This window comes from Parabacteroides goldsteinii DSM 19448 = WAL 12034 (assembly GCF_000969835.1).
In the GTDB taxonomy this organism is placed as follows: domain Bacteria; phylum Bacteroidota; class Bacteroidia; order Bacteroidales; family Tannerellaceae; genus Parabacteroides; species Parabacteroides goldsteinii.
Map to the genome: position 1 here is coordinate 250,859 of NZ_KQ033913.1, position 26,700 is coordinate 277,558.

Here is a 26,700-nt window from a genome sequence, read left to right on the forward strand (position 1 = left end):
AATCTTATAAACCGGCTTCCAGTAAACACCGGTACTTTCCATGGCTACATGCGTAATGCCACTGGATAATAACCATTCTTTTAATTCTGTCAAAGAACTACTGAAGGTCTTGTAACTGCGGGTTTCAGTTTTGAGACCTTCGCCACTTATCGTAGCAACTACCATGTCCTTGTGGACATCTATTCCACAACCCCGGAGGATGACTTGTTCAAAAGGTACTGTTTTCATTGCATTCGTTTTTTCGAGTGAATGACACTAAAGTAAACAATACCCCCCTATTTACATTCTCTTGGACGAAATTTATTTCATGGATGTTTCATGATACATAAATTTTAATAAATAATAAGGGACAAGTACATTGTCTGTAAATGTCCCTTATCGGTTATAGATTAATAACCAGTGTTCTGTGGGAAATCAGCTCCTGTATTGGAGTCGATGATTGTCTGCGGAATCGGCCATAAAGCATGGTGTTCGTCTATTTTGTTGCTGTAAGAGTTGTACTTTCTGGTACGTTCTACCAGTTTACCGGTACGAACCAATGTCAGACGGCGCAGTTCTTCGCCAACCAATTCGCGGATACGTTCATCCAGCAGGAAGTCCATTGTTGCTTGTGATGCTGTGATGTCCGGTGCTCCGGCACGTTTGCGGACTACGTTGATCGCTTCGGCGGCACCACTGGCATTGTTCTGACGGATACGGGCTTCAGCCAACAGCAGATAGGTCTCTGCCAGACGGAATTTCATACGGTCTTTGTTGTTTCCTTCATAACTCGGGCTGTCATCGGTCTTTCCATAGAAGAACTTCGTGATAACCGGATAAATGGTACATTTTGACCATGTACTTTCCGTAACAGGCGCTTCCTTACCCAGCAATTCCGGGGTTTCAGGGTTGTTATAATACCAGGTTCTCTTAATGTTGTATTTTGAATTACGCACATCATTGGCTGTATAGAAACCATCTTCATCGATCCACCATTTGAACGGAACGATCTGAGCCAGACCACGTCCACCCAATGAGTCACATAATGTAAAACCAGTTTCGTTCCAGTATTTGGGAACCCATGCACGTTTTGTCCAGTCTTCGTATTTGCCGCCACCGCCGTTGGTGTCGTATTCAAGCTGCATAACCCAGATGGATTCCATATTACCGGATGTACGGTTCTGATTGTATTCGAGGAACATGTCTGAGAATACATCGCCCGGCTGGTCTTTCTGTGCACCGAAACGTTCATTCATCAAATGGAAATAACCTGAATTGATAACCTGCAGGGCTGCTTCTTCTGCTTTAGCATATTCTCCGGCCATCAGATAAACTTCCGATAACAGGTGGATGGCTGCCCATTTCGTCAATTTGCCGACGTCGGATATATTATCCGGGTTTTCCGGCAGATTCTCTGAAGCAAACTTCAAATCGTCTATCATATGTCCGAGCACTTCCGCTTTCGGTGTCCGTGTAAAGTCAGTGCGGAATTGTCCTTCGATTTTATCTACATAAGGAACGTCACCATACAGATAAGTCAGGTAGCGGTAAGCATAAGCGCGGAAGAAGCGGGCTTCTGCCTGAAAACCGGCTTTATCGGTCGGAGCAGTCCAGTTCTCATTTTTATCGGCATAAGTAAGCAATTCGTTTACGTTGGCAATCAGGCCGTACGACCATTTCCAGTAGTTTTCGACGAATGTCGTGGAAGATGTATAAGACAGGTTCTCGAATGGAAGCAGGGAACCGTCTTTATGACCGGTATAAACGATATCGGTCGCCACTTGGAATGCTTCGTACGGACAAGCCTGGCTTAGCGAAGCCGTACCGCCTCCCCATGTGTTGAACTCGGAACGGGCCCAGCCATACAGACCGTTTACACCCACCTGGAAACCATAAGTACTGGTGTAGGTATTATCCGGTGCCAATTCTTTTTTCAGGTCTTCATCCAGGAAGTCGGAACACGCAGTTCCTGAAAGTAGTAAAAATGTTGCTGCGGCAACTTTCAATATATTTTTCATATCTGTATTCATTTATTGATTAGAAAGTAAGATTTAAACCTAACATATATGAACGGGCGGTCGGATAGGTGTAAATGATATTCGCATTTGTATCCGTACCATCATAGTTCAATGCATTTTTCACGTTGCTGAATGTACATACATTATTGATACTTGCATTTATATTCAGAGCGGCAATACCGATTTTGCTTAAAGCTGTCTGCGGGATATTATAGCCCAGTGTGATATTTTTCAACTGAACATAATTCATCTTTTTATAGAATGTATGTTTGTCGTAAGGTACATAACCCGGAGAGGTCATTTCGTTGGTCGGGTTTTCCGGTGTCCAGTAATCCATACCGTCGATGTAATTGTATCCGAGTCCCCAACGTTCAAAGTTGTAGTCTTGCATTTCCTTAGTCACGCCGAATACGCCGTTGAACAGGAATGAGAAGGTGAAGTCCTTATAATTGATCGTGTTACCCAGAGACATGGTGAAACTCGGAAGTTTGGAGCCGATGATCTTTTTATCTTTTGCGGTAATCACACCGTCGCCGTCACGGTCCGCCAGTTTGGCTGAACCCGGTGCTGCACCTTTCTGATATTCAACGCCATCTTCGTTCAGGTATTTTTTCTGAGTTGCATCCCAGGAGATTGTATGACCGTTTATAACAAACTGGTCGTTTTCCTGCCAGGTACCGATTACATCGTAATCGTAATGTACTCTTACCGGTTCGCCGATAAACCATTTGTTGGTCAAGTCGTCGTTGCCATCACCACGCAGTTCGATGATCTTATCGCGGTTCAGGGCGAAGTTGAAAGTAGATCCCCAACGGAAGTCTTTTGTTTCAACATTTACGGAGTTTAATACGATTTCTACACCGGTGTTGCGGGTTTTACCCACGTTGTCCATGATTGAGTTGTATCCGTTCATGATAGGAACAGTACGTTTCATCAACAGGTCGGACGTATTGGCAACATAGAAGTCGATATTACCGGACAGGCGGTTGTTCAGGAAGCTGAAGTCGATACCGGCATTGATCGTACGGGTTGTTTCCCATTTCAGGTTCGGGTTGCCGACACCGTCGTAAGGCAGAAATGCGCCGTTGACTGTCGTACCTTTGTCACCCCAGATATAAGTCGTCAGCGACAGACGGTCCAGTGTCTGGTAAGCCTTGATGGCCTGGTTTCCGTTCGAACCCCATGACAGGCGTACTTTCAACATGCTTAACCAGTCGGCAGTCGATTCCATGAAATCTTCTTGTGAAATGTTCCATGCTCCGGCTACAGACGGGAAGAATGCATATTTATTGTTTTCACCGAAAGCGGAATAGCCATCGGAACGTCCGGTAAGAGTCAACAGATATTTGTTGGCATAGTTGTAGTTAACACGTAACATGTATGACAACATTGCTGTTTCGGTCAGTTCGGACTTGAGTGTCTTGTTGTTTTCTGCTCCCGCCATGTTATGGTATTCGGAATCGTCGTTTACGAAGCTCGTACCGGATTGTTCCGATTGCTGCGTATTGGTTTGCTGCATACTGAACAAGGCTGTAGCATCGATCTTATGTTTCCCGAATTCACGGTTGTACTTCAACAGGTTTTCCCAGGTATAATCCCAGTAATGCTGGTTCAAAATTTTGGCAGAACCGTTCTGTGCACGTCCGGTCAGGGTATTACGTCCGTAATATTCACCTTCGAATTTAGAGCGGTAGTTGTAACCGAAATTTGTACGGAAAGACAAACCTTTTACCGGCAACATTGCTTCTGCAAAAGTAGAGATGAAAATGTTGCGGGTCACCTTATCGCTGGTTGCTTTTTCGTTGGCGAATGGGTTCGGGTGTAATGTTTCATCCATCGGATAGTCGCGCATAGAACCGTCAGAGTTGTACATCTTACCGTAAGGAGACTGAAGCATAGCATCGGAGATACCGGCCTGTATGCCACCGTAATCTTTCTGGATTGCTTGGGTTCCCATACCCACTGTCAGCCAGCTACCCAGTTTCTGGGTGATATTCAAAGAGATATTCGTACGTTTTACGCCGGTATCTTTAACAACTCCTTCCTGATTCAGGCGGGAGATAGATGCCATATAAGTCGTTGCATCCGTACCTCCGGAAATGCTGATCTGGTGGCTGTTAGTCAGGGCTGTACGGAAGATCATATCCTGCCAGTCCGTTTCGATGCCATTCTGGTAGTTTTCTTTTTCAATCGCTCTTAATACGTCATCGACGGTCGGGTTTTCAATGCCTTTCCATACTGCATACTGCGCTTGCAGATACTTGATGTAATCCGTACCGTTCATCATATTGATATGACGTTCCGGCTGTGAGAAACCGATCTGACCTTTGTAGGAAACAGAGGCGGCACCTTTCTTTCCTTTTTTAGTCTGGATCAGGATAACACCGTTAGAACCACGTGAACCGTAGATCGCTGCCGAAGAGGCATCTTTCAGTACAGACATGTTTTCAATGATGTTCGGATCGATGTCACCCAGCGAACCGCTGTAAGGGATACCATCCAATACAACCAACGGAGCGTTGTCGGCAGTCAGTGAGTTTTCACCACGAACACGCAGTGTCTGGTCTTCGGTCGGACTGGCTTTACTTGTCGTGATGTTCAGACCTGCTACCTGTCCGGCAAGTTTGTCCAACAGGTTGTTGGTCGTTACCATCTGGAGTTTTTCTTCTCCTACGGCAACAATCCCACCGGTAAGGTCAGACTTTTTCTGTGAACCGTAACCGATAACAACAACATCTTCCAATCCAATTGCATCGTCTTTCATAGCAATGTTCAATGTTTTAGCTCCTGTCACTTTAATCTCTTGCGTCTGGCAACCGATGTAAGAGACTACCAGGGTTGCGTTTTGAGGAACATCAAGAGAAAATTTACCATCTACATCGGTAATGGTACCGATAGTAGTACCTTTTACCAATACGTTTGCTCCGATAATCGGAAATTTGTCGGCCTCTCCAATAACAGTACCAGTTATTCTGACATCTTGTGCAAATACCTGCACGGATAAAGATGTAAGAAGAATGATTAATAAAGAAAGAAATCTGTTCTTTCTCCCTGCTGCCTTCCTCTTTTGAGGAGGGAGGGCGTTGTAAGATTTGTTCATACTTGTAATAATTTAAGTTGTAAAAATAAAGTTATGTCACTAATTTTTTGTCAAAAGAATAAAAAGCGGGTTTGGTGTGTGGGCAAAAACGTCTCAAAATGGTGTATTTTTGTCTCGATAAGCTAAAAAACATGTATTTTATATGGTTTTATTTGTTAAATTTATACATCTCGCAGGCGGCCATCAGGAAAGCTCCGGTTCCGTATAGTTCCGTCATCTCGCGGGTCACTTTTCGCGGGTCGGCTCCGACCGGTTGTACCCAACCCAGTTTGCCGTCCGGTTCAACCGCAGAAACGAGTGCATTCCATCCTTTTTGAATAACCGGAAGGTATTTGTCTGCCGGAAGGTATCCCTGGTTGACACCGTAAGCCAGTCCGTAAACGATAAATCCGGTGGCGCTTGTTTCGGGTGAAGGATAGCTGTCCGGGTCCAGGAGGCTGGCGTGCCAGAAGCCGTCTTTGTTTTGCAGATTGGCGAGGCTTTCGCTTAACTCCTTGAATAATTGGAGATAGAAAGGACGGTATTCGGTATCTTCGGCTGGAAGTGTTTTTAATATCTCAGCCAGTCCGCCGATAACCCAACCGTTACCGCGTCCCCAGAATACCTTTTTCCCATTGGCCTCCTGCTGGCCGAAATAACGGCTGTCGCGGAAGAATAGTTTGTCGTCTTTATCATACAGATGGTTGTAGGTCGCTTTGAATTCAGCGTCGGCAAATATCATGTATTTTTTGTTTCCGGTAAGTGTGTACAGCCGGGTATAGACAGCCGGAGCCATAAATAGGGCATCGCACCATGACCATCTTTCGTAGGAAAGCGGTTTGCTATAGTCGATATCCAGACCGCCATTGGACGGGTTGTTGATAACCCAGTCGATACGTGCCGTAGTGGGGAGGAGCATTTTGTCTTCCTTATACTTAGTATACATATCGATATAGGTTTGCGAAACACAAACATCATCGGCATGGTACATACGGTCGGCTACCTGCCAGTGCTGGCGGTTGAATACTTTTTTCAGCCAGTCGAAATACTGATTGTCACCGCTGAGTTCCGCCCAGTCGAACATTCCCATATAAAGGGCGCCTGCTATCCAGCCTTTCGGCTCTTTGACGGCATATTTGTTATTGGAAAACTCCTTGATCTGCCAGTCGGCCACCTTCCGGGCAATGGAAAGGATTTCCTGCTTGTCCGGCGTAGCCGTGTTTTGTTCAGTAAAAGGAACGGGTGCCGGTTGTGCGTTCAGATTTCCGGGCAACAAAGTGGCGGCGCTGAGACTAGCCAGGGCAGCCATGTGTTTTAATGACATTGAATACATAGGTTCTTCTATTAAAATTAACAACGTCAAAAGAATAAAAGAACCTGTTTCCGGATAAGTACAATTATCCCAAAAGAGAGTATAAATGTCTCAGGCTGCTGATAAGCAGAATTACTATGTCGTTTTATTTACTTTCCTGGTATTCGGTAGGCGACATTCCGTATACCGCTTTGAAGCTCCGGGCGAAATAAGAACGGCTGCTGAAGCCGATATGCTGGGCTACTTCAGAAACATTCATGTTCGATTCTTTAAGTAGTTTGGCTCCGGCTTCCAGGCGTATGTTCTTGATAAGTTCAATAGGAGATAAGCCTGTAACGGCTTTTACCTTCCGGTAAAAGTTTGCCCGGCTCATACCCAGCGCCTGGTAGATGACGGAGACGTCCAGTTCCTGATTGGATATATTGGCTTTTACAATTTCTATATACCGGTTGAGGAAGTCGTTGTCTTCTTCCGGCTTTTCCACACCGAGCTGTTTCAAAGTCAAAGATTCTCCGTATAGGTTCTTCATTTTCTCCCGGAGTGAGAGGATGTTCTTTATACGGGCTTTCAGCAAGGAGACATGGAACGGTTTGACGATATAGTCGTCCGCACCGGCCTCCAGTCCTTCTTCGATTTGAGAAACCATCGACTTGGCTGTTAATAAGATTACCGGGATATGGCAGAAGTTCTGATCTTCTTTGATCCTCCGGCATAGCTCCAGTCCGTTCATTTCCGGCATCATGACATCGCTGATGACGATATGAGGATAAGTCTTGTCTATCTGTTCAAGGGCATCCTTGCCGTTGATAGCTTTCATGACAATATAATCGTGCTGGAGTTGTTGTTCCAGGTATTCCAAAACTTCCTGGTTGTCGTCTACCAACAAGATGATTTGCTTATTGCGGGTTTCCGTTTCTTCAACCAGCAAAGCTACCTTTTTACTGATTTCCGATGGGCGTGATGCAGGGACTTCGTCAGTCTGCACTTTCTGTTTTTCCGTATCCGGCAAGAGTATCATGAAATGAGTTCCTTCTCCTTCGATGCTTTCCGCCCAGATACATCCCTGGTGTTGTTGGACGATGGAACGGGTCAGACTGAGTCCGATACCGGTGCCGGAGACTTGCTTATGAATATCTCCTTTCGCCCGGTAAAACGGTTCGAATATTTTTTCTGCATCTTTTTGATTGAATCCTTTTCCGGTATCTGTTATTTCGATAAAGAGATAACTGTTTTCAATCAGTATCGATGCTTCGTCTTCAGGAAAAACCGGTAAGCCTTCGCAGTCATTTTGTGCTATCTGTCGGATCGTGATGGTGATCTGCCCTCCGGAAGGAGTGAATTTGAAAGCGTTGGATAGCAGATTGAAAAAGACTTTTTCGATCTCAGCTTCGTCATAGCAAGTGAAGAATGATTCCGGTAACTTGTTTTCTAATCTGAAAGTGATCTCCCGGTTGGTTGCCACACTCTCGAATGAACGATACATTTCATTCATAAAGGTCGAGAAGTTGAACCGGGTCTTTTGAAGGATCGTCTTGCCGGCCTCATATTTCTGGATATCCATCAGGTTATTTACCAGCAGCAGCATCCGGCCCGTATTTTTTTTAATCAGTTGCAGAGCGTCTTTTACTTCGGGTGAGAAAGTTACCCGTTGGAGAAGATCGTTCAGCGGATTGATGATTAATGTGAGGGGAGTTCTTAACTCATGGGAAAAGTTGGTGAACATCCGCATGCGTTCTTCATGCAGTTCGTTCATTCGTTCCTGTTCCAGTTGTCTGTATTTTTCCTCCCGTTCCCGTTCGTGTTTACGATGTTGCCAACGGATAATTAGCGTAATAATTAACGATAAGATACATAGGTAAAGCGAATAAGCCCACCATGTTTTGTAAAAAGGAGGGTTTACGGTAATCTGTAGTATCGCTTCTTCCGGGTTCCAGATGCCGTCGTTGTTTGCCGCTTTTACTCGAAAGGTATATTTGCCGGGTGACAGATTACTATAGTAAGCCTCCCGACGGTTGCCGATATTATGCCAGTTATGGTCGGCCCCTTCCATCATATAGGCATATGAGTTGTCTTCGGAGTGGATAAAGTTGAGGGCTGAATAGCGGATGGTGATATTACCCTGGCTGGCTTTTAACGTGATGGTGTTATTATATTGCAAAGGCAATAACTCCTGGTAAGTCGGCAGGCCTTCCGGGTCTTCCTGACTGTTTATCAGTAGTGAGGTGACATAGACAGGAGGTCTGTTTGGATTTGTTATTACTTTTTGCGGGTTGATGGCCAGGATACCCTGGTTCCCCGGGAAATAGAGGGTCCCGTCGTTTGATACACAATTGTTTGCATATAATGAGTATTCCTGTGTCGGACTGTCGACCGGTTTTACCAGCTCGAATTTGTTTTCAGGACGGTTTAACTTATATAATTCTTTACCGGTAACGACCCATATATCTCCGTTTTTATCGATCGAAAGTGAATTGATATAACTTTCTGATAACCCGTTTTCTTTCTGGTAGTTTTGTATCAGATTCAGGTTGCTGTCGAGGCGGAACAGACCTCCTTTCGTAGTGGCTATCCAAATGAATTGGTTGTCATCTTTCAAGGCACCCGATATACTTCCCAACCGTTTTCTCTTATCGCCGTTCTGGAGCAGGGAAGTAAGGTCGGTAGCCGTTTCCTTGTTCATGTCGTACACAAAAACACTGTCGGATATTGCTCCGAATAAGAAGACATCCGGTTCCAGCTCTTTAATCAGACAGATTCCCCTGAATTGTTTTTTATGACCGTTTACATTAAAATAACTCGTTGTTTTTTCTTTATCGGCCATGACGGTTTGGTCGGGCGTATTGGTTGGTATCCACAGCCGCTGTTTGTTGTCTATATATAATGTATTGATGTCATTATATTTATAATCATGTATTTTTTTGTACTGCTTGTTCCGGATGGAAAAGAGATAGACTGAGCCGAAGTGGGTGGAACATAGAATGGAATCTCCTTGTATCAAGATGGATTTAAGGATATTTATTTCATAATTCCCGGCCTGTAAAGGCTTGATGGGGTAGAGTTTTTGTTCTTCGGTGCGTGGATTATAGTAAAGTAATCCGGCCCCTTCCGTTGCGAACCACATATTCCCGTTGCTGTCTTCCCGTCCTTGTCCAATAATACCGGCAAAAGAGTTGGTGGTGATAAAGGAAGCTGGCCTGTAAAAAGGACTGTGATAATTGACTCCGGCCGAGTAGGTCCCTACCCATAATGTTTGGTCACGGTCGATCAGCATGCTATGGATGGAATAATGGCTGAGTGCTCCTTTTGCCTTCATATCCATGTTGATCGGAGTGATAATCATGTTTTGGGTGTTTAGTATATTCAGTCCTCTGAAAGTCCCTATCAAGACAGAGTCCTTGCTCAATACGGTGAGGTGGCGGACTGAATTATTGTTTAACCCCGAATTATCCGTGTTCAAACGGGTGAAAGTCTGCTCCTTTTTATTGTAGAGGCACAATCCGTTTTCATTGGTACCAATGAAAACAGTATTACCGGGTCCCGGTAATAAGGCCGATATTGTACTGATGGGTAATGTTTGCTGATTATTAGAACTGTCCGGTAAATAATGTTTCTTCAGCTTCCAGCCGGAAGTGAAAATGTACAGTCCTTTATCTTCTGTTCCGATGAAAATATCTCCGTCACTATCCTGGGCAACAGAATGGATCGGTGATTTCATTTCTGTCAGATAGGGCATTTCCTCTACAGTTTTGTCAGAATTGCATTTTAATATGCTCCGTGTGGTGAAAGCATATAACTCACCGTCTGCATGGCGGAGAAAGTTATTGACAGCATTCGTTGTTATCTGCGGATTGATGGCCTGCGGATAGAAGCGGGAAATCTGCTGTGTCCTGTAATCGATGCAATTGACTCCGTTGGAAGTCCCTATCCATATATTTTTGTCTTTGTCTTCACTTATCTTACGGATATAATTGTCACTGATCGATGCCGGGTTATTTACTTCGTTCTGGTATACATTAAATTCATAACCGTCGTAACGGTTTGCTCCGTTACGTGTCCCGAACCATATGTATCCTTCCGAATCCTGAAATATACTGAGAATAGATACCTGCGAAAGCCCGTCTTCAACACCGAGATGGGAAAAAAAGAAAGGGTTTTCGTTTTCTGCATATATAGTGATGAGGTGCAGGGACAGGATCAGGGTAAGCATCAGTCTGTAGATAACTCCCATATTTATTCCTCCCTGGTTTTTAGGCCATATTGTGCATTGGCGCGATACCCCAAACGGACAATCTTTTGCTCATCCAACAATGTCCGGAGATCTTTCAAGGCGATATACTTCGAGCAACCATTGATGGAACGGCATTCGAGGGTAGAGATCGTGTTGTTTTGCTGTATGTAATTCAATATATTCGTTTTCCGCTTCTCTTCCGTGTATCCTTTCAGACGGCTTGGTTCGTCGGCCCGTTCCACTTTCATATAACGCAACTCCTTCTTCAGTTCGTTGGAGCAGCGGAACACTACTTTGTTGAACCTCACCAGATGAGGTGTGATCTGTTTTTCTGTGGGCAGAGACGGACATTTCAGGGAGGCATTGAACGTACCCAACCCTTCCAGTTCGACGATATCCCCATATTTCAGGTGAAAGGCAATCCGGCTTTTCAGTGCTTCCAGCACTCCTTTTACATCCGAAGAAGAGAAAGAACTGATCTGGGAAATCTCTTCGCAAAGCGCATCGATGCGCACGGTGTACTGGTTTACCTGACGAGCATGAAGATTATCTCCCTTCCCCGGATTCTTAAATAGGTTATAAGTGGCTGACATAGGCAGTGTTGTTTAAGTGTGATATCCCGGTTGTAATCAACCTTGTTCCGGACATAATCTCAATTATAACCGATATAATCTTACTTATATCGGTACAAAAGGTTTGTCCGACCCCTGTAAAACAGCTGTTCGACGGAGGTGGAACAGCTGTCTGACAAGAGTCGGCTAACTGTTCGACATCCGTCGGACAATCTTTTCTTCAGCACCAAAGATACTTAATATAGGGACAACCTGTATCTTTGAAGGGGATATTTTTTATTGTCTCCTACTTGCCGTCCAGCAGCTTCCCGAAGAGATTGAATATCTGTAGTACGCTTTCTTTGTTTTTGACCGGTATCAATAGGATACTCTTTTCTGTTTTCGTCGTCTGCTTTGGGGACTTAAAGGAAAAGATGGCAGGACGATTATCAATAACTGGTGGTGGCAATGGGGGAATAAGATTATTTTATTAGATTTGCAATTCAGTTGCAAGCGAATTCAACTATTGGGGATTCTTCGGTAACTGTATCTGAAAGAACGAATCAGGAGATTGAAAAAGGAACGGTTATGGACAATATAGAGAAACTTTATGGCGAATGGTTATCTTTGCAGCCATTGAAAGAAGAAGACAGTATTCGTTTGAATCAGAAATTCATGTTGGAATTCAACTATAATTCCAATCATATGGAAGGAAATACGCTGACTTATGGCCAGACAGAACTTTTATTGCTATTTGGGAAAGTGATCGGCGAAGCCAACATGAAAGACTTGGAAGAAATGAAAGCACATAATGTCGGCCTGAAAATGATGCAAGTAGAAGCTGCAGAAAAGATTCATCCTTTGACGGAAACCTTTATCCGCCAACTTCATCATACTCTTTTACGCGAAGATTATACTGTTTATCGCAGATTGCCTGATGGGACAACGACTTCGTACGTCATTCATGCCGGATGTTATAAAACTCGTCCTAATTCCGTAATAACCGTTACCGGAGAGTCTTTTGAATATGCTTCCCCGGAAGAAACACCGGCTTTAATGAATGATTTGGTACAATGGTATAATAAAGCGGAAGTGGCCGGAGAGATGTCTCCGATAGAGTTGGCAGCCGTGTTCCATTATCGGTATATTCGTATCCACCCTTTTGAGGACGGAAACGGTCGTATAGCCAGATTGATGGTGAACTACATTCTTTCCCGTCATAATTACCCAATGATTGTAATTAAAACAAAGGATAAAGCGAACTATTTACGTGCTCTAAGTGCAGCGGATGCGGCTGTCGGCTCCATCCCAGCCGAAGGTGCTAAGGCTTCGTTTGGACAAATAAAGCCGTTTATTAATTATATGAAGCATGTTTTGGAGGAGGAACTTGATATCGGACTTAAAATTATTCACCGGCATTCCGGTAAATTGTGGTATATGAATGGTGAAGTCATTTTGTTCAGAAGACCTGTTACTGAAAAAATAATAGAGCAGATATCTTCTAACCCTAAGATTACGGTGCGTGAATTATCTGACGCACTTACTATAAACAAATCGGCTGTTCAGAAAGAAATAAAGGAGTTACAGAATAAAGAGTACATTAAGCGTGAGGGTGGAACACGTGGACGTTGGCACGTCTTAATCAATTGTACCACTTAAAATGGTGGTACAATCGAAAATGGTGGTACAATCTAACGAATTAAGATCAATTAATTAAAAACATCATACCCCTATGCCTGCATTTCATTCTATAGAAGAACTCCTCAAAACGCTTAGTCGCGAACAACGGTTGTTGAAAGAGCTGTTTGCGAAGCGGAAGATACTTTCGTTTCGTTATGAGGATGCGCTGGCTTTGGTGGACTATAAGGAAGAACGCATCCGGAAACTGGTCGATTCGGAGGTCGTCAGGGAGAACGGTTCGTTTCTCGAACTGGAAGATTCCTATCTGCAATTCTTCGAACAGATACTGGAGGTGAACGAGGAGATCAATATTTCGTTCGTCCATGAACATATCACTTATCTGAAAGATACGATATCCTATTTCCTTCAGGAAAACAACGAGACACAGCGATACAGCTATCTGCGGAATATCAAACGGACACTGCGTAACATCGCCGTCACCACTCTTCGCAATGTGATCGACCTGAAACGGAATGTTGATAATACCTTTAAAAGCGAACCCAATTATAAGATAAAGAAACAGAAGCTGGTGCGCCTCGATGAAAAGCGCGAAGGTATTGAAGCGTTGATCCGGACGACAGAGGAACTTATCAACGGAAATGAGGAAGCCTTTTTCTGTATTGCTACGGATGAGGAACTGGGGCATATTACTGATATGCTGAGACTTCAGTTTTACGAATGCAGCCACAACCTGATCGAGATCCAGAAACAGATTATCAGTTATTTGAACCAAATCGAGTATCAGAGCCGGATATTGGTAAAAGTTCGCCAGTTGAAATACCTGAAAGACCAGTTTGAGCTGGAAAGCAAGACGAATATCCGCGAAGTTCTGGCAGCCAAAGATCCCGTTTGCTTCGAGCCGTCGCCCACTTATCCGCTTCGTTTGTCGGTCGATTATCTGCGCAGCGGCGACGATGTGGTGGAAAGTATCCGTAAAGTATTTGTCCGTGTGAAGAAAAATGGCCGCCAGGCGAAGAAGATTGCTGGTAACATTGCCGGTGATTATCTTGTGACGCAGACGACGGAAGAAATATTTATCAATCTGGAAGAGGTGAAGAACGCGTTTCTGGCTTCGGGTAGCGACCTGTTCACTTTCGTGATGACTTACCACTTTCCGAAAGAGGTAGATATTGACGAGCGTATCACCTTCTACTGCCAGATTATCTCTCAGTATTACGACGATTGTTCGGTCACTGACCGGTATGCTTCGGCCTATGGGGTCGAATATACTTTGGTGTATCCTAAATAAATATGAACTATGATTAAACAGACTGCTGAAATATTCGAGTTATTGAGCAAGGGCGGATTTATCTCGTCGGATAGTACCGATCCGCATATCCGCCAGCTTTACAACCAGATAGACGGGAACCTTACGGAACTCTATGAACATTACGCTTCGATCAACTTTTTCCTCGAAAGCGGCAACGAGTACTATTATTTTGCCCGCCGCGAAACCCGTGCCGAACTGGAACGTAAGCTGGAAATCGCCATGCGGTGGATCGATGTGCTCGACTTTGTCAAAACGTATGATAATGCGTTTGCCCCCGGTTTCCGTTTCCAGCCGTCCGATATTCTGGTGCGTCTCAAACTGGATGCGGAGCTGAAGGAGAAGCTCGGCGGACTAAAGAAATATACGGGAAAGGAGAAGCAGGACGAGATACTCGAAAAGGTACTGAACGATCTGAAACGTGACGGGTTCATCGAGTTGGAGAACGAGATCACATCGACCTATAAGGTTGTTGCCGCTTTTAATTATCTGGAAGAATTAGTAACCTGTATCAATATACCAGAAGAAACGCAAAATGAGATACCTGAATAGAATTGTTTTTATCAACAGCGCCCGGGTGAATTATGCCGATATCCCAGTCGACGGCAATGTACATTTCATCGGAACCCAGGGAGTGGGGAAGAGTACCGTGCTGCGTGCCTTGCTCTTTTTCTATAATGCGGATAAGATGAAACTGGGAATTTCGAAAGAGAAGAAAAGTTTCGACGAATACTATTTCCCGTATGCCAATTCATATGTGATTTACGAAGTAAAGCGCGATGAGGGTTGTTATCTGGTGATGGCGTTCCGTTCGCAGGGACGTGCCTGTTTTCGTTTCCTCGATATTGCCTACGACAAGGATTTCTTTATTTCCCCGGAGGGGCGTGCCTTCGACGGTTGGGATCAGATACGCGAAGCATTGGGTCGTAAGGTGTATTATAGCCGAAAGATCGAGAAATACGAAGAATACCGGAATATCATCTTCGGGAATAACAAGGGACTGCCGCCCGAATTTCGCAAGTTTGCCATCACCGAAAGCTGCCAGTATCAGAATATTCCTCGTACGATACAGAATGTTTTCCTTAATTCAAAACTGGAAGCCTCATTTATTAAAGATACGATCATCATGTCACTGAGCGAAGAAAATGCGACGATTGATCTGAGTCAATATGCTGATCATCTCAAAGGATTCGAGGAAGAATATAAGGACATCAGCCTGTGGCATGCAAAGGACAGGAACGGAAATGTACTGGTACGTAAACAGGCGGAGAAAGTCATCGATGTGCATCGTACGTTGCTTTACCATGAACAGGAGCGGAAGGAACTGTCACACGAACTGAACTTTGCTTATCGTCTTGCCGGCGAAGAACTTCCCGTTCGTGAACGACATCTTTCCGAGCAACAGGAAAAGTTGAGAAAGACGGAAATGCAATTGAGCGAACTGGCGAATAAATACCAAGAGAAGAAAATACAGATCGTATCCGATATCAAACAGTTGAACGAAAAGTTGCAGCAGGCCCGTGAACAGAAGAAACGATATGAACAACTGAATATCACGGAGATTGAACAACGGGTAAACGCTCGTGAAAGTGTCGCGGGTAAAAAGGCTGGGTTGGAAGAACAGTTGCGTGTCCTGACAGACCGTTTTACACATATCCGCCAGAAGTTTGCTTTGCTGGAAGAGCAGGAGAAGGCTCAATTCACGACATTCAAAAATACCAAAGAGACGGAGGTGATCGGTCTGCAACAACGGCTCTTTGAGAAGAAAGAGCAACTTCTCAAACAACAGGAACAACTGATCCGCGAAATAAAGGAGCAGGAGGAAGAAAAGGTGAACAGCGCCCGCGGAAAGATTGACCGGAAGAAGGAGGAACTTTCTGCGTTGGCGATCCGGAAAGTGGAGATTGGCCATCAGGTGTTCTATGAAAAAGAAATTCGCAGCTGTAAAGAAGAGCAAGCAGCGTTGCAAGGAGAGATCAAGGAAGATATGCTGAAGAAAGAAACTTGCAACCGCCGTATAAAAAGCACCACCCGCGAATGGGAGCTGGAAGGACAAGCATTGGAACGCGAAACGGCTTCCGCTCAAAAAGAACTGTCACGCCGAATAGAGGAGGCTGATCGCCATATCGCTGAGATTGCAACTCTTCTGAAGAGCCGGCAGGGGTCACTCTATGAGTGGCTGAACCGTGAATATCCCAGATGGGAAGACACGATCGGGAAGGTGATCGACGAGAAGCAGGTCTTATTCCATACCGGACTCAGTCCGCAGTTGATGGAAAAGATATCCGCTACACTCTACGGTGTCAAACTTGATTTGTCGGGGATCGGCAAAGTGGTGAAGACCATTGGCGAATATGAAGAGGAACAGCAGGAGTTACGGACACAGTTACAGGAACTGAAAAAGCAGTTCAACGACCTGTCTGTCCGCAAAGAAGAAGAGGCTGTCCGTCTCAAAAAGAAATACCAGCCTTTGATAAAAGCGGACAAGGAAGAAGTGATTCGCCTGGATTACCGCAACGAACAACACCAGAAGAAGTTGCAGCAACTGGCGGCAACGCTGATCACCTGGCAGCAAAAGGCGGCAGACGAGAAGGCAACTCTGTTGCAGCAGTTGGAAGAGAAAGTGCGCCATGTCACCGCCCAACGGATGGAGGCGGAAGAGGAATGGCAGAAGTCGGTTGCCATACTGGATAAACGGATCAAAGCCAAAGAGAAAGAGTTTCGCCAGCGGATCAAAGAAGAAACGGAACAGGTGGAAACGGCTACTGCTTTGTTGCATGTCGGAATAGCTGCCGCAGGAACAAAGCTAAAAGAAGCATTGCTCGCCTTGCAACAAGAGTATGCCAAAGAATTGACCGGTGAAGGCGCAGATACTTCCCGGATAACGATGGTGACGGATCAGATCGGGAAACTGGAAAACGAACTGCGTTTCATAGAAGATAACCGGACGCTGGTGATCGAATATCGCAAAGATAAACGAGAACTGATCGACCGGATGGATGAGTTTCGTAACGACAAGCAACTGAAAGAAAAGGAATTGGCCGGCGAACAAGAGAAATACGAACAGAAACGTTTGTCACTGGTTCGTGAAGCGGGCGAACAGCGGACTGTCCTGGACGACCTAAACCGTTCGTTGGAGGAACTGAGGGAGGATATCCGCCGGACAAAAGAATTCTGCCAGCAGGAGGACTGCCCGGTCGAACTGCTGTCCGGTGCGGAAAAGGAAACGGGGAAGCGTTGTAAGATACTGGTAGAGGACTTGATCCGTAACCATTACCGTATCATAGAATGGGAAAAAGACTTGCGGGAGGCTGTGAACCGCTTCACCGGCAATTTCTCCGAACAGAACACCTTCCATTTCCGTACCCGCCTGACGACTCAGGATGATTTTATGGATTTCGCTTCTGAACTGACTGACTTTATCGACAACGACAAGATCGCCGAGTTCGAGCAACGTTCCAATAAGGCTTACACCGATATTATTCGGCAGATCGGAAAGGAAGTTTCGGATATGATGTCGCGGGAAGGAGCTATACAGAAGGTGATCAACGATATCAACGACGATTTTGTGGAACGCAACTTTGCCGGAGTAATCAAAAGCATCGCCCTTCGTGCCATGCCGAGTGAGAATAAGATCATGCAGTTGATGCAGACCATACGCGATTTCAATGAGGAGCATCTTTTTAGCCTGGGAAGTTTCGACCTTTTCTCCGGCTCTGCTGAGAAACAGGAGGAGAACAACCGGAAGGCAGTCGGTTATCTGCAATCGCTGGTGAAGGAATTATCACTGACGAGCGAGAAGGAGCTAACCCTGTCCGACACCTTCGACCTGCAATTCCGCATCGTGGAGAACGATAACGACAGCGGATGGGTGGAAAAACTGGCCAATGTGGGTTCCGACGGGACGGATGTGCTAGTCAAGGCGATGATTAATATCATGCTGCTCAATGTGTTCAAAGAAAAGGCCTCCCGCCGTTTCAGCGACTTCCGCCTGCATTGCATGATGGATGAGATCGGCAAGTTGCATCCGAATAACATACAAGGTATCCTCAACTTTGCCAACAGCCGCAATATCCTGCTGGTCAATTGTTCGCCTACTTCCTACCGGGCAACGGATTATCGCTATACCTATATATTAAATAAGGACAGCCAGAATATCACAGTCGTTAAACGCTTGATCCGGAAGGAGGCCGAATCATGAAGCTCTCGTTGGCGGATGCCCGTAAATTGCAGCGGCTGGGGAGGGGAGAAAAGCTTCCTTCCAGCCAGTTTAATAATGCACTGTCTGCTTTGTTGCTGGAAGAAGAGGTGTTGCAAATCCTTCCGAAAGGGAGTCGGAAAACTTATTATGTCAGGAATCAAGCTACGCTCGATGACTTTCTTTACAACCGTTTCAATGTAAGTAACCTATCGCTCTATGTCGAAACACTGGAAAAGGAAGACTTGCTCCGTGCTGATTTAGCACGTCAGGTAGGCGATACAAAGATTCGTCCGGTAAGAAGTTTTAAGGGTTTCTGTGTGAACTGTTACCAGCCACTGCAATCTATGCTTAACGAGAAACCGTTTGTTGTCTCACCTGTTGAGGGTAGTTATTTGTTTATTTCCGATTTTGAAACGTTTGTGCCTGATCCGGGAGTGACAGTTGTAGGTATGGAGAATCCGGAGAACTTTCGTTATATCCGTCAGCAAGCCTATCTGTTCAATAACATAACGCCTCTGTTTGTTTGCCGTTATCCTCAGACACAAAGCAAAGACCTGATTCGTTGGCTGGCTGCTATACCGAATCCGTATCTTCATTTCGGCGATTTTGATCCGGCAGGTTTGAATGTTTTCAGTAATGAATACTTACCTTATCTGGCGGGGAAGGCTCATTATTTTGTACCGGATGATATAGAAGAGTGGTTGGATAGAGGAAGCCGGGAGAGATATGATAAGCAGTCGTTCAACTTATCACCCGAATGTCTGGAGTTGCCGGAAGTTCAAAAGTTGGTAGGACTGATCCATAAGCATAAAAGAGGACTCGACCAGGAGGTTTTTATCCGTTTTGAGTGATTTTATAGGTAAATAGAGACAATCTTAATCGGTAATGAGATGATTTTATTACTGAAAAAAAGAATGCCGGAGTATATTTGCAACTCATTCAATTAACAAATCATGAATAAACGAGTATTAAGTTTAACCTTATTATTAGCCTGTCTGGGATTAATGACCATGCAGGCGGAAGGCCGAAAAGTCGAATCATTTAATTCCGGCTGGTCATTTAAAAAAGCTCCGGCGGAAAAGGAACTGGCCATCAATGCCCCGAAATGGGATAAGGGATGGTCGGAAGTTGAAATCCCTCATACCTGGAATGCAAAAGATATGCAGGTACAGGCCAATAGTTTTTATGAAGGGGCGGCTTATTATAAAAAACAATATTTCTTCCCGGCTGAACTGAAAGATAAGCGTGTCTTTTTACGGTTTGAGGGAGTCGGCTCCTGTGCAGAAGTTTTTGTGAACGGCATGCTGGCAACTTCCCATAAAGGCGGATATTCTGCTTTTGCCTGTGAGATCAGTCCGCTGTTGAAGGCTGGAGAGGAGAATGAGATTATCGTGAAAGCGGATAATAAATCACGCCCCGATGTGATCCCGGTTAATCATAATTTGTTTGGCGTATATGGCGGTATTTATCGTCCGGTGTGGCTGGTTGTTACTGAACCGTGTAATATAAGTGTGACCGATTGTGCATCTCCCGGTGTTTATGTCACCCAGAAGAATGTATCGAAGAAACAGGCAGATGTAAAAGTGAAGGTAAAGCTCGACAACGGAACTCTGCAACCCGTTCCTGTTACTTTGCAGAATACGATTTACGATCAGGAAGGAAAGCAGGTGGCTACTCACAGCCAGTCTTTCGAACTGTCGGCACAAGGTGAGCAGGCTTATGAATCTTCTTTTACGATAAAGAAACCGACTTTGTGGCAGGGACGTGAAAATCCTTATCTGTATAAGGTTGTCAGCCGTTTGATTAAAGACGGACAGGTGATTGATGAAATGGTACAGCCGTTGGGGTTGCGTAAATATGAAATTGTTGCCGGCAAAGGTTTCTATCTGAATGGTGAGAAATATCCGATGTATGGTGTTACCCGTCATCAGGACTGGTGGGGGCTGGGAAGTGCCTTGAAGAACGAAAACCATGATTTCGATTTGGCTACGATCATGGATGTCGGTGCGACAACCGTTCGTTTTGCCCACTATCAGCAATCCGATTATCTGTATTCTCGTTGTGACAGCCTGGGGTTGATTATTTGGGCGGAGATACCGTTTGTAAACCGTGTGACCGGACAGGAAGCGGAGAACTGCCGTAACCAGTTGCGTGAAATGATCCGCCAGAGCTTCAATCATCCTTCTATCTATGTGTGGGGATTGCATAATGAGGTATATCAGCCGCACCAATATACAAAAGAACTGACCCAGTCTTTGCATGACCTGGCTAAAACGGAAGACCCAGACCGTTATACGGTTTCGGTGAACGGATACGGACATATGGAGCATCCGGTTAACCTGGTTGCCGATATTCAGGGTATGAACCGTTATTTCGGTTGGTATGAAAAGAAAATACAGGATATCAAACCCTGGGTGGAGAATCTGGAGAAAGAATATCCGCATCAGAAACTGATGCTGACCGAATATGGTGCAGATGCCAACCTGAACCATCAGACGGAATATTTGGGAGATGCGCTGAACTGGACGAAAGAGTTCTATCCCGAAACATTCGCTACCAAAACGCACGAGTATCAGTGGAGTGTGATCGCTGCCCATCCGTATATCATTGCTTCTTATCTTTGGAATACGTTTGATTTCTGTGCCCCGATGTGGGTGCGCGGCGGTGTTCCGGCACGTAATATGAAAGGTCTGGTAACATTCGACCGTAAAATAAAGAAAGATTCTTATTTCTGGTACAAGGCAAACTGGAGCAAAGAACCTGTACTGTATCTGACGCAACGTCGTAACTGGGACCGTGAGAAAAAGGAAACGTCCGTGACTGTTTATTCAAATATCGGTACGCCGAAAGTGTATCTGAACGGAAAGGAACTGACCGGTATCCGTGAAGGTTATACGCCCGTACATTATATTATAGATAACATTACGCTCGATATGGGTAAAAATATCGTAAAGACGGTTGTTGTGAAAGATGGCAAGACGTACGAAGATGAAATCGAATGGGTATATAATGGCGAGAAGAAACGTGATTCGGACCAGTCGGTGAACAAGGAAGAACATGCCGGATTCTGATCTCTCTCTGAACTAAACAATAAATGAAACTCCCGGTGTTTCCTGTCAGACGGCAGGATAGCACCGGGAGTCTTTTTTACCATCCGTTATAGTGTATTTGTTTCTTATTGAATTTGTCTTTGGGCTTTTCAATGCCTGTCGGATAGCCTACCGGAATGACAGTCAACGGAACGATATGTTCCGGTAAGTGTAAAGCCTCCCGAACTACTTTCATGCGTTCAGGATACGGATAAGCGGCTGTCCAGACGGCTCCCAGTCCCAATGATTCGGCTGCCAGTAATACGTTTTGTGCGGCAGCGGAACAGTCCAGTTGCCAGGCATTATTGGACTTCGCTGTATCTCCGCAAACGATAATAGCTTGCTTGGTCTCTTTTAACATACGGGCCAGAGGGAGTCCGTTTCCCATTGTATCCAGAATGTCCCGGTCTGTTACGATGATAAATTCCCACGGACGGCGGTCTCTGGAGGAAGGGGCGGCCATTCCTGCACGGACCAGTGTCTCCAGTTTCTCTTTTTCAACCGGACGTTCAGTGTATTTGCGTACGCTTTTACGGTTGAAGATTGTCTCCAATGTTTCATTAACCTCTTTACTGTCTTTAGATTCCGTATTGTTATTACAGGCAATCAAAGCAGATAATAATACGATAAAAGAATATTTCCAATTCATATTGCAAACATACGAATTGGTTTGGAAAAAAATCCGGAATCGAATCATATTATTACTACTTTTGTGAATCACGTTAATAGTTCATATTATGTCAATCAATTCAATAAACAGACGTCGGGAAGACCTGATAAAACAGATCAGCCAGATAGAAGATGAGGAGTTGCTGATTTCTTTGGAAGATCAGATTTTTACTTATCAGCAAGGAGCGCGTGAGCCATTATCCTGTCCTGAAAGTATGCAAATTCATTCGGTAGCCCATTTTCGTAGTTTGATAGATCAGGTGTTGGAAGATGACCGGAACGGAAAGATGCTGGATGCCGATGAGGTTTTTGCTGAATTGGAAAAAGAATGGGGCATTGAAGAGAAGGCTAGAAATAGATGAAAAAGTTGAAACGTATCATCTCTCCGTTGGCTAAAAAGCAATTAAAGGAACTGAAAGATTTTAATCAGATTTTGTATGGAACATCAAGAGCCAATCAAATTTACTTTTCGATAAAAGATTGTCTTCAAGTTTTAACTGATTTTCCGGGTTTAGGATATATAGAACCAACATTGCAGGATTATCCTCAATGTTTCCGTACTTTTTTCAGCATTCGAATTTAAAAATCGTTTACTGGATAGAAGATGGTGCTATAAAAATAGCCATGTTTTTTGGAACTCATCAGAAACCGGAAAAGTTACGTTATACAATAGAACATACTTCCGATTGGGTTTGTGAAGATATAGAACCTTACGGTTGAATTATTTCTGGCATTCGAAGCAGTAATAGATACTTCCTCCTAAAAAATTCTCTTTCCGTATATCTTCTCCGCAGACCGGACATGGTTTTCCGACGGTATCTTTAGATAAAATGGGAATATAACCTCCTTTCTTACCGAACAGGTCGGTTTCAGAATTGCGACCGCCGGCTAGATAAATATCCTGAAGCGTATCTTTAACGCAATGAAACAAAGTGTCTTTCTGTTTATCCGATAATGTGCTGATGCGTGTTTTAGGATGGATACGAGCCTTGAAGAGAATATCCTGTAAAACACCGTTTCCCAGACCTGGGATTGTTTGTTCGGTGGCCAGAAATGCTTTGGCTGTTTTCTTTTGTTTTTCTTCGCTGTTTATCAGGCTCAGGAAATAGGTTTTGTTGAAAGCATCGGAAAGTACCTGCGGTTTGCTTCGTGCCCCATCACGATAGGAGGAAAAATTGCATTCAAAAGAATCTGCGGGGAAACACCAGATTCCGCCGTACATTCGGGCAGAACCCATGATACAACTTTCATCCTCGAAGGCAATCAGTAACTGATGTTTTTCCGGCAGTTTTTTTCCGGGAGCATAATAACAAATATTCATCCCGTCTCCGAAAAGTAACTTTACGTCCTCGATTTCCACTTCAACCAACCCTCCGTAAGCATGTGCTTCTCCGACAGTTTTATGGAGTAACTTTTCACTGTAACCGGCAGGGTCTCCATAATACCAGACAAATTTATGCGGGGTATATCCGGCACTGACAAAAGAGATTCTCTTTCCTTTAATCGTTTGATTTAATTGTTCCGACAGGATCAGGGCTTCCGGTGCTTCTATCATTTTTAATAGGTTAATTTGTTATATATGATTTTTATAGTGTAAATATACGAATATATCTATAACTATTGCCCCATCTGCCTGTACGTTTCTATTTGGGATTTACAGATTTCTTCGGTAATATCGCGCAACCTTTCCACTTTAGGAAATAATGCTTCTATCTCCTCCTTGGTGACAACGAATTTAGAATTATACCTTGCTTCTACATAGGCCAGGCGGAGTAGTTCAAATAATCGTTTTTCTTCCTTCGGCTTTCGGGGAAAGATTTTCTGTAATTCGGGCGAATATTTATGGGTTGCACCTAACAGTTTTGACAGGTTGTGTTGCTTGCTGTTTTTCAGGGTATGAACTAAACGCAATGCATAGAAATAATTCTCACAGGCTTGATGTAAATCGAAAGAAGCTAAATTGTATCTTCCTTTTTCATAATCAAAAGAAGCATGATCTAGGAAATAACCAGCCTTTTCAAACTTCTCGTCAAAATACTCTTGGAACTGTTGCGTGATCTCTTGAAAGTTCAGCTTTCGGGGACGTTCCAGTTTGTAATTTCCACTGTCGTATAACATAATCCCTTGTTTTTGGATGCTGGTATAGAAATATCTTCCTTCCGACAGGTCGGAGTTCAATTTCTCTATATCATCATTTATAAACTGAATGGGAACTTGGTTATCGGGGCGTTTATAATATTTGTCATCCACAGTGTCCAGTAGATGTCCTACCTCACGAACGTCTTCATTACTGGTAACTACCAATAGATCGTAGTCGCTCATAAAAGAAGTGAGGATGCCGAATTCATCCCGTTCGTCATATTCCACAAATGTTCCCCTGGCGTAACTTCCATACAGGATAATCATTTCGCAATGAGGCACTCTTTCCAGTATTAAGGTGACGATCTGTTGCAAATCGTTTTTTGCATAATCAGGTAAGTGGGAATAAGACGTTTTCATTTAGCATTCCAAGTTTTATGTTATACATCGGTAAAGATACATGATTTTTCCGTTTCTTATTCCTACTACCTATATTTATGTATTTTGTGATGAGGGATTGTTGTGGAACAGTTTTCTCCACCAGAGGAGAAAGCCTCCAGTGAATTTCCACCACCATACAGTGATAAGGTGCGGATTACCGTAACCGAGTGCATTGTAAATGTACCAGTACTGGCAATCGTTGAAAAAATAGAACACGTGTCCGGTTCTCAATACAACACATATCTTTTGACCATTATTATTAATGTAGACAATATCGGAAAACCGGATACTTTTCTCATACAGTTTCTCACAACAGGCACAAACATAAATGGCACGTTGTTGATAGCACAGAGGTTGAGGAAAACAAATTTTGTTTTCCGTAAGAGTTAATCCGAATTGTGTGACAAGAGGCTGTAGTTTGCTACATACTTCAAATTTGGTTGGGCTAGGTTGGCTTTGTAAGCGGTTCCATACCCATTTTCTTTCCAATGCATTCATACCAAACGTTTTTATAGATTAATCAAAGTGCTTCAAGCACCAGCAGCCTGAGTGTCTTGAGTAACCCTGTCAACGTTGGCATAATTGCATGTAATCAAATAGATTTAAAGGCTACAGCATTATTGGTACAAAAGTACAAACTTGTCGGAATTATCCAACTTTTTTGGTGTAAATCCATTTTAAACTCGTTTTTTCCGAAAAGAAGAAAAACAAACGTACCTTTGTTGTGTTATTACTAACGATAACAGCAAAGATTTATGAGAAAAAGAAACAATTGGCAACTTATCAAAGGTCAGCCACTTACCGAATTGGATAAAAAGATTCTCTACCTCCAGAATAAAGGTCATTTGGTACCTTCCCGGAAATTGATTAAAACAGAAGAACAGATTGAAGGTATCCGCAGAAGCGGGGTTGTAAATTCTGGTATTCTCGATTTAGTGGGAAAGGAAATAAAAGCCGGAATGTCGACAGCCGCAATAGACAAACTGGTCTATGACTATACGGTTGACCACGGTGCTATCCCGGCCCCGTTGAATTTTGAAGGATTCCCGAAGAGCGTGTGCACTTCCATCAATGAAGTGGTCTGCCACGGTATTCCCAGCGAAAAAGAGATATTAAAGGAAGGAGATATTATCAATGTGGATGTTTCGACAATTCTGGACGGTTATTATTCGGATGCTTCGCGGATGTTTATGATTGGCAGGGTTTCTCCTGAAAAAGAGAAACTGGTGCGAGTGGCAAAAGAGTGCCTGGAGATAGGAATGAAGGCAGCTAAGCCATTCGGTTTTGTAGGTGATATAGGTCATGCCATCCAGAAACATGCGGAAAAGAACGGTTTTTCTGTTGTCCGTGATTTGTGCGGGCATGGGGTAGGACTGGAATTTCATGAAGAACCCGAAGTAACTCATTTCGGACGTAAGGGTACCGGCATGTTACTGGTCTCGGGAATGGTCTTTACGATTGAACCGATGATTAATATGGGTACATATCGTGTTTATATTGCCGAAGAAGATGGCTGGACGGTAATAACCGACGACGAACTTCCTTCCGCCCAATGGGAACACACATTCGTGATGCGTGAAAACGGACTGGAAATATTATCGGACTAAACACCGGTTCAAAGATAAGGGACTTTTGAAATCAAAATAAGGGACTTTTGTACGCAAAGCATATATGTTTCGTAATCAAAGCATATATGTTTTGTAAGTACTATTTATCCGAACGTTTTTCGATGCATCTGTCGGGTTGCAAATAATCCCATTCCTGAAGTTTTCCATCCAGTAATTTGAAACGGTATAGCCCATCCTGAAGGTCCTCATATCCGAGTGTTTCCTTATAGCCTTCTGCTGTTTGTTTGACTTCAAGCCTTTTATAAGTCTTTCCCATAATGGCAATAACTTCTATTTTAGACATTCCCAGTTCTAATTTTTGTATATTGTTATCTGCGTTCTTGGCATTATTAAAGGTTGCTCCGCAAGAAGTAAACAAGCACATTGAAAAACAGGAGAATAATATGTATTTAATTAGATTCATAATACATTTGTTTTAGATGGTGATAAATTGGATGCAATATACGATAATTACATAATAATTAAGGGAAGGATATAAA

Annotated in this window: 19 protein-coding genes; 9 read left to right on the forward strand and 10 right to left on the reverse strand. The window is 43.9% G+C overall.

All coding sequences use genetic code 11. The features are described from left to right. The 6 genes from HMPREF1535_RS25980 to HMPREF1535_RS14140 all read right to left on the reverse strand — a co-directional run. Positions 1-228: IS110 family transposase (locus HMPREF1535_RS25980; protein ID WP_046146647.1), on the reverse strand; the 228-nt coding region annotated here is incomplete at its 3' end. Positions 229-389: 161 nt separating this feature from the next. Then, positions 390-1,997, reverse strand: coding sequence for a RagB/SusD family nutrient uptake outer membrane protein (locus HMPREF1535_RS14120; protein WP_007652576.1), 1,608 nt, complete (start codon positions 1,995-1,997; stop codon positions 390-392). Positions 1,998-2,016: 19 nt separating this feature from the next. Then, positions 2,017-5,097 carry a SusC/RagA family TonB-linked outer membrane protein gene (locus tag HMPREF1535_RS14125; RefSeq protein WP_046146648.1) on the reverse strand — a complete coding sequence of 1,027 codons (3,081 nt, stop codon included), beginning with the start codon at positions 5,095-5,097 and terminating at the stop codon, positions 2,017-2,019. Positions 5,098-5,245: 148 nt separating this feature from the next. Continuing rightward, positions 5,246-6,409 (reverse strand): glycoside hydrolase family 88/105 protein, encoded by a 1,164-nt coding sequence (locus HMPREF1535_RS14130; protein ID WP_046146649.1) that lies wholly within the window; start codon positions 6,407-6,409, stop codon positions 5,246-5,248. Between the two features lie 124 nt (positions 6,410-6,533). Further along, positions 6,534-10,616 (reverse strand): hybrid sensor histidine kinase/response regulator transcription factor, encoded by a 4,083-nt coding sequence (locus HMPREF1535_RS14135; RefSeq protein WP_007652582.1) that lies wholly within the window; start codon positions 10,614-10,616, stop codon positions 6,534-6,536. Between the two features lie 2 nt (positions 10,617-10,618). Beyond that, entirely contained in the window at positions 10,619-11,209 is a 591-nt protein-coding gene (locus HMPREF1535_RS14140) for an HU family DNA-binding protein (RefSeq protein ID WP_007652583.1), read from the reverse strand. Between the two features lie 546 nt (positions 11,210-11,755). Between HMPREF1535_RS14140 and HMPREF1535_RS14145 the strand changes: the two genes are divergently transcribed. The 6 genes from HMPREF1535_RS14145 to HMPREF1535_RS14170 all read left to right on the forward strand — a co-directional run bounded on the left by HMPREF1535_RS14145 (position 11,756) and on the right by HMPREF1535_RS14170 (position 21,386). Further along, positions 11,756-12,826 carry a Fic family protein gene (locus HMPREF1535_RS14145; protein WP_007652585.1) on the forward strand — a complete coding sequence of 357 codons (1,071 nt, stop codon included), beginning with the start codon at positions 11,756-11,758 and terminating at the stop codon, positions 12,824-12,826. A gap of 73 nt (positions 12,827-12,899) precedes the next feature. Further along, on the forward strand, positions 12,900-14,096 hold the full coding sequence (locus HMPREF1535_RS14150; protein WP_007652588.1) for a hypothetical protein: 1,197 nt from the start codon (positions 12,900-12,902) through the stop codon (positions 14,094-14,096). A 9-nt stretch (positions 14,097-14,105) separates the two neighbouring features. Further along, positions 14,106-14,666 carry a condensin complex protein MksE gene (locus HMPREF1535_RS14155; protein ID WP_007652590.1) on the forward strand — a complete coding sequence of 187 codons (561 nt, stop codon included), beginning with the start codon at positions 14,106-14,108 and terminating at the stop codon, positions 14,664-14,666. Then, complete coding sequence (locus HMPREF1535_RS14160) at positions 14,650-18,315, forward strand: ATP-binding protein (protein WP_046146650.1); 3,666 nt, start codon at positions 14,650-14,652, stop codon at positions 18,313-18,315. The genes HMPREF1535_RS14155 and HMPREF1535_RS14160 overlap by 17 nt, the downstream gene beginning before the upstream one ends. Next, positions 18,312-19,166, forward strand: coding sequence for a DUF7281 domain-containing protein (locus HMPREF1535_RS14165; RefSeq protein ID WP_010800019.1), 855 nt, complete (start codon positions 18,312-18,314; stop codon positions 19,164-19,166). Before HMPREF1535_RS14160 ends, HMPREF1535_RS14165 begins: the two co-directional genes overlap by 4 nt. Before the next feature lie 159 nt (positions 19,167-19,325). Then, positions 19,326-21,386 (forward strand): glycoside hydrolase family 2 protein, encoded by a 2,061-nt coding sequence (locus tag HMPREF1535_RS14170; RefSeq protein WP_370686664.1) that lies wholly within the window; start codon positions 19,326-19,328, stop codon positions 21,384-21,386. A 76-nt stretch (positions 21,387-21,462) separates the two neighbouring features. Here the strand turns inward: HMPREF1535_RS14170 and HMPREF1535_RS14175 are convergent, their stop codons facing one another. Continuing rightward, a complete protein-coding gene (locus HMPREF1535_RS14175) occupies positions 21,463-22,053 on the reverse strand; it encodes a nitroreductase family protein (RefSeq protein ID WP_046146651.1) in 591 nt (196 codons plus the stop codon). 88 nt (positions 22,054-22,141) lie between these two features. Between HMPREF1535_RS14175 and HMPREF1535_RS14180 the strand changes: the two genes are divergently transcribed. Both HMPREF1535_RS14180 and HMPREF1535_RS14185 read left to right on the forward strand, forming a co-directional pair. Next, positions 22,142-22,435: a hypothetical protein gene (locus HMPREF1535_RS14180; protein ID WP_046146652.1), complete on the forward strand. Its 294-nt coding sequence runs from the start codon at positions 22,142-22,144 to the stop codon at positions 22,433-22,435. Then, positions 22,432-22,656 (forward strand): type II toxin-antitoxin system RelE/ParE family toxin, encoded by a 225-nt coding sequence (locus tag HMPREF1535_RS14185; RefSeq protein ID WP_046146653.1) that lies wholly within the window; start codon positions 22,432-22,434, stop codon positions 22,654-22,656. Before HMPREF1535_RS14180 ends, HMPREF1535_RS14185 begins: the two co-directional genes overlap by 4 nt. A gap of 138 nt (positions 22,657-22,794) precedes the next feature. Here the strand turns inward: HMPREF1535_RS14185 and HMPREF1535_RS14190 are convergent, their stop codons facing one another. Beyond that, positions 22,795-23,628, reverse strand: a complete 834-nt coding sequence (locus HMPREF1535_RS14190) for a formamidopyrimidine-DNA glycosylase (protein ID WP_046146654.1) — start codon at positions 23,626-23,628, stop codon at positions 22,795-22,797. Positions 23,629-23,690: 62 nt separating this feature from the next. After that, positions 23,691-24,572 (reverse strand): HEPN domain-containing protein, encoded by an 882-nt coding sequence (locus HMPREF1535_RS14195; RefSeq protein WP_010800016.1) that lies wholly within the window; start codon positions 24,570-24,572, stop codon positions 23,691-23,693. Between the two features lie 776 nt (positions 24,573-25,348). Between HMPREF1535_RS14195 and map the strand changes: the two genes are divergently transcribed. Next, positions 25,349-26,200, forward strand: a complete 852-nt coding sequence (gene map / locus HMPREF1535_RS14205; protein ID WP_046146655.1) for a type I methionyl aminopeptidase — start codon at positions 25,349-25,351, stop codon at positions 26,198-26,200. 100 nt (positions 26,201-26,300) lie between these two features. Here map and HMPREF1535_RS14210 read toward each other — a convergent pair whose 3' ends face one another. Next, entirely contained in the window at positions 26,301-26,624 is a 324-nt protein-coding gene (locus HMPREF1535_RS14210; RefSeq protein ID WP_046146656.1) for a hypothetical protein, read from the reverse strand. Between the last annotated feature and the right edge of the window lie 76 nt (positions 26,625-26,700).

Excerpts from the sequence above, each read along its gene's own strand:
- HMPREF1535_RS14120 (WP_007652576.1), bottom strand. The coding sequence starts at position 1,997 with ATGAAAAATATATTGAAAGTTGCCGCAGCAACATTTTTACTACTTTCA.
- HMPREF1535_RS14125 (WP_046146648.1), bottom strand. The coding sequence starts at position 5,097 with ATGAACAAATCTTACAACGCCCTCCCTCCTCAAAAGAGGAAGGCAGCA.
- HMPREF1535_RS14130 (WP_046146649.1), bottom strand. The coding sequence starts at position 6,409 with ATGTATTCAATGTCATTAAAACACATGGCTGCCCTGGCTAGTCTCAGC.
- HMPREF1535_RS14135 (WP_007652582.1), bottom strand. The coding sequence starts at position 10,616 with ATGGGAGTTATCTACAGACTGATGCTTACCCTGATCCTGTCCCTGCAC.
- HMPREF1535_RS14140 (WP_007652583.1), bottom strand. The coding sequence starts at position 11,209 with ATGTCAGCCACTTATAACCTATTTAAGAATCCGGGGAAGGGAGATAAT.
- HMPREF1535_RS14145 (WP_007652585.1), top strand. The coding sequence starts at position 11,756 with ATGGACAATATAGAGAAACTTTATGGCGAATGGTTATCTTTGCAGCCA.
- HMPREF1535_RS14150 (WP_007652588.1), top strand. The coding sequence starts at position 12,900 with ATGCCTGCATTTCATTCTATAGAAGAACTCCTCAAAACGCTTAGTCGC.
- HMPREF1535_RS14155 (WP_007652590.1), top strand. The coding sequence starts at position 14,106 with ATGATTAAACAGACTGCTGAAATATTCGAGTTATTGAGCAAGGGCGGA.
- HMPREF1535_RS14160 (WP_046146650.1), top strand. The coding sequence starts at position 14,650 with ATGAGATACCTGAATAGAATTGTTTTTATCAACAGCGCCCGGGTGAAT.
- HMPREF1535_RS14165 (WP_010800019.1), top strand. The coding sequence starts at position 18,312 with ATGAAGCTCTCGTTGGCGGATGCCCGTAAATTGCAGCGGCTGGGGAGG.
- HMPREF1535_RS14170 (WP_370686664.1), top strand. The coding sequence starts at position 19,326 with ATGCAGGCGGAAGGCCGAAAAGTCGAATCATTTAATTCCGGCTGGTCA.
- HMPREF1535_RS14175 (WP_046146651.1), bottom strand. The coding sequence starts at position 22,053 with ATGAATTGGAAATATTCTTTTATCGTATTATTATCTGCTTTGATTGCC.
- HMPREF1535_RS14180 (WP_046146652.1), top strand. The coding sequence starts at position 22,142 with ATGTCAATCAATTCAATAAACAGACGTCGGGAAGACCTGATAAAACAG.
- HMPREF1535_RS14185 (WP_046146653.1), top strand. The coding sequence starts at position 22,432 with ATGAAAAAGTTGAAACGTATCATCTCTCCGTTGGCTAAAAAGCAATTA.
- HMPREF1535_RS14190 (WP_046146654.1), bottom strand. The coding sequence starts at position 23,628 with ATGATAGAAGCACCGGAAGCCCTGATCCTGTCGGAACAATTAAATCAA.
- HMPREF1535_RS14195 (WP_010800016.1), bottom strand. The coding sequence starts at position 24,572 with ATGAAAACGTCTTATTCCCACTTACCTGATTATGCAAAAAACGATTTG.
- map (WP_046146655.1), top strand. The coding sequence starts at position 25,349 with ATGAGAAAAAGAAACAATTGGCAACTTATCAAAGGTCAGCCACTTACC.
- HMPREF1535_RS14210 (WP_046146656.1), bottom strand. The coding sequence starts at position 26,624 with ATGAATCTAATTAAATACATATTATTCTCCTGTTTTTCAATGTGCTTG.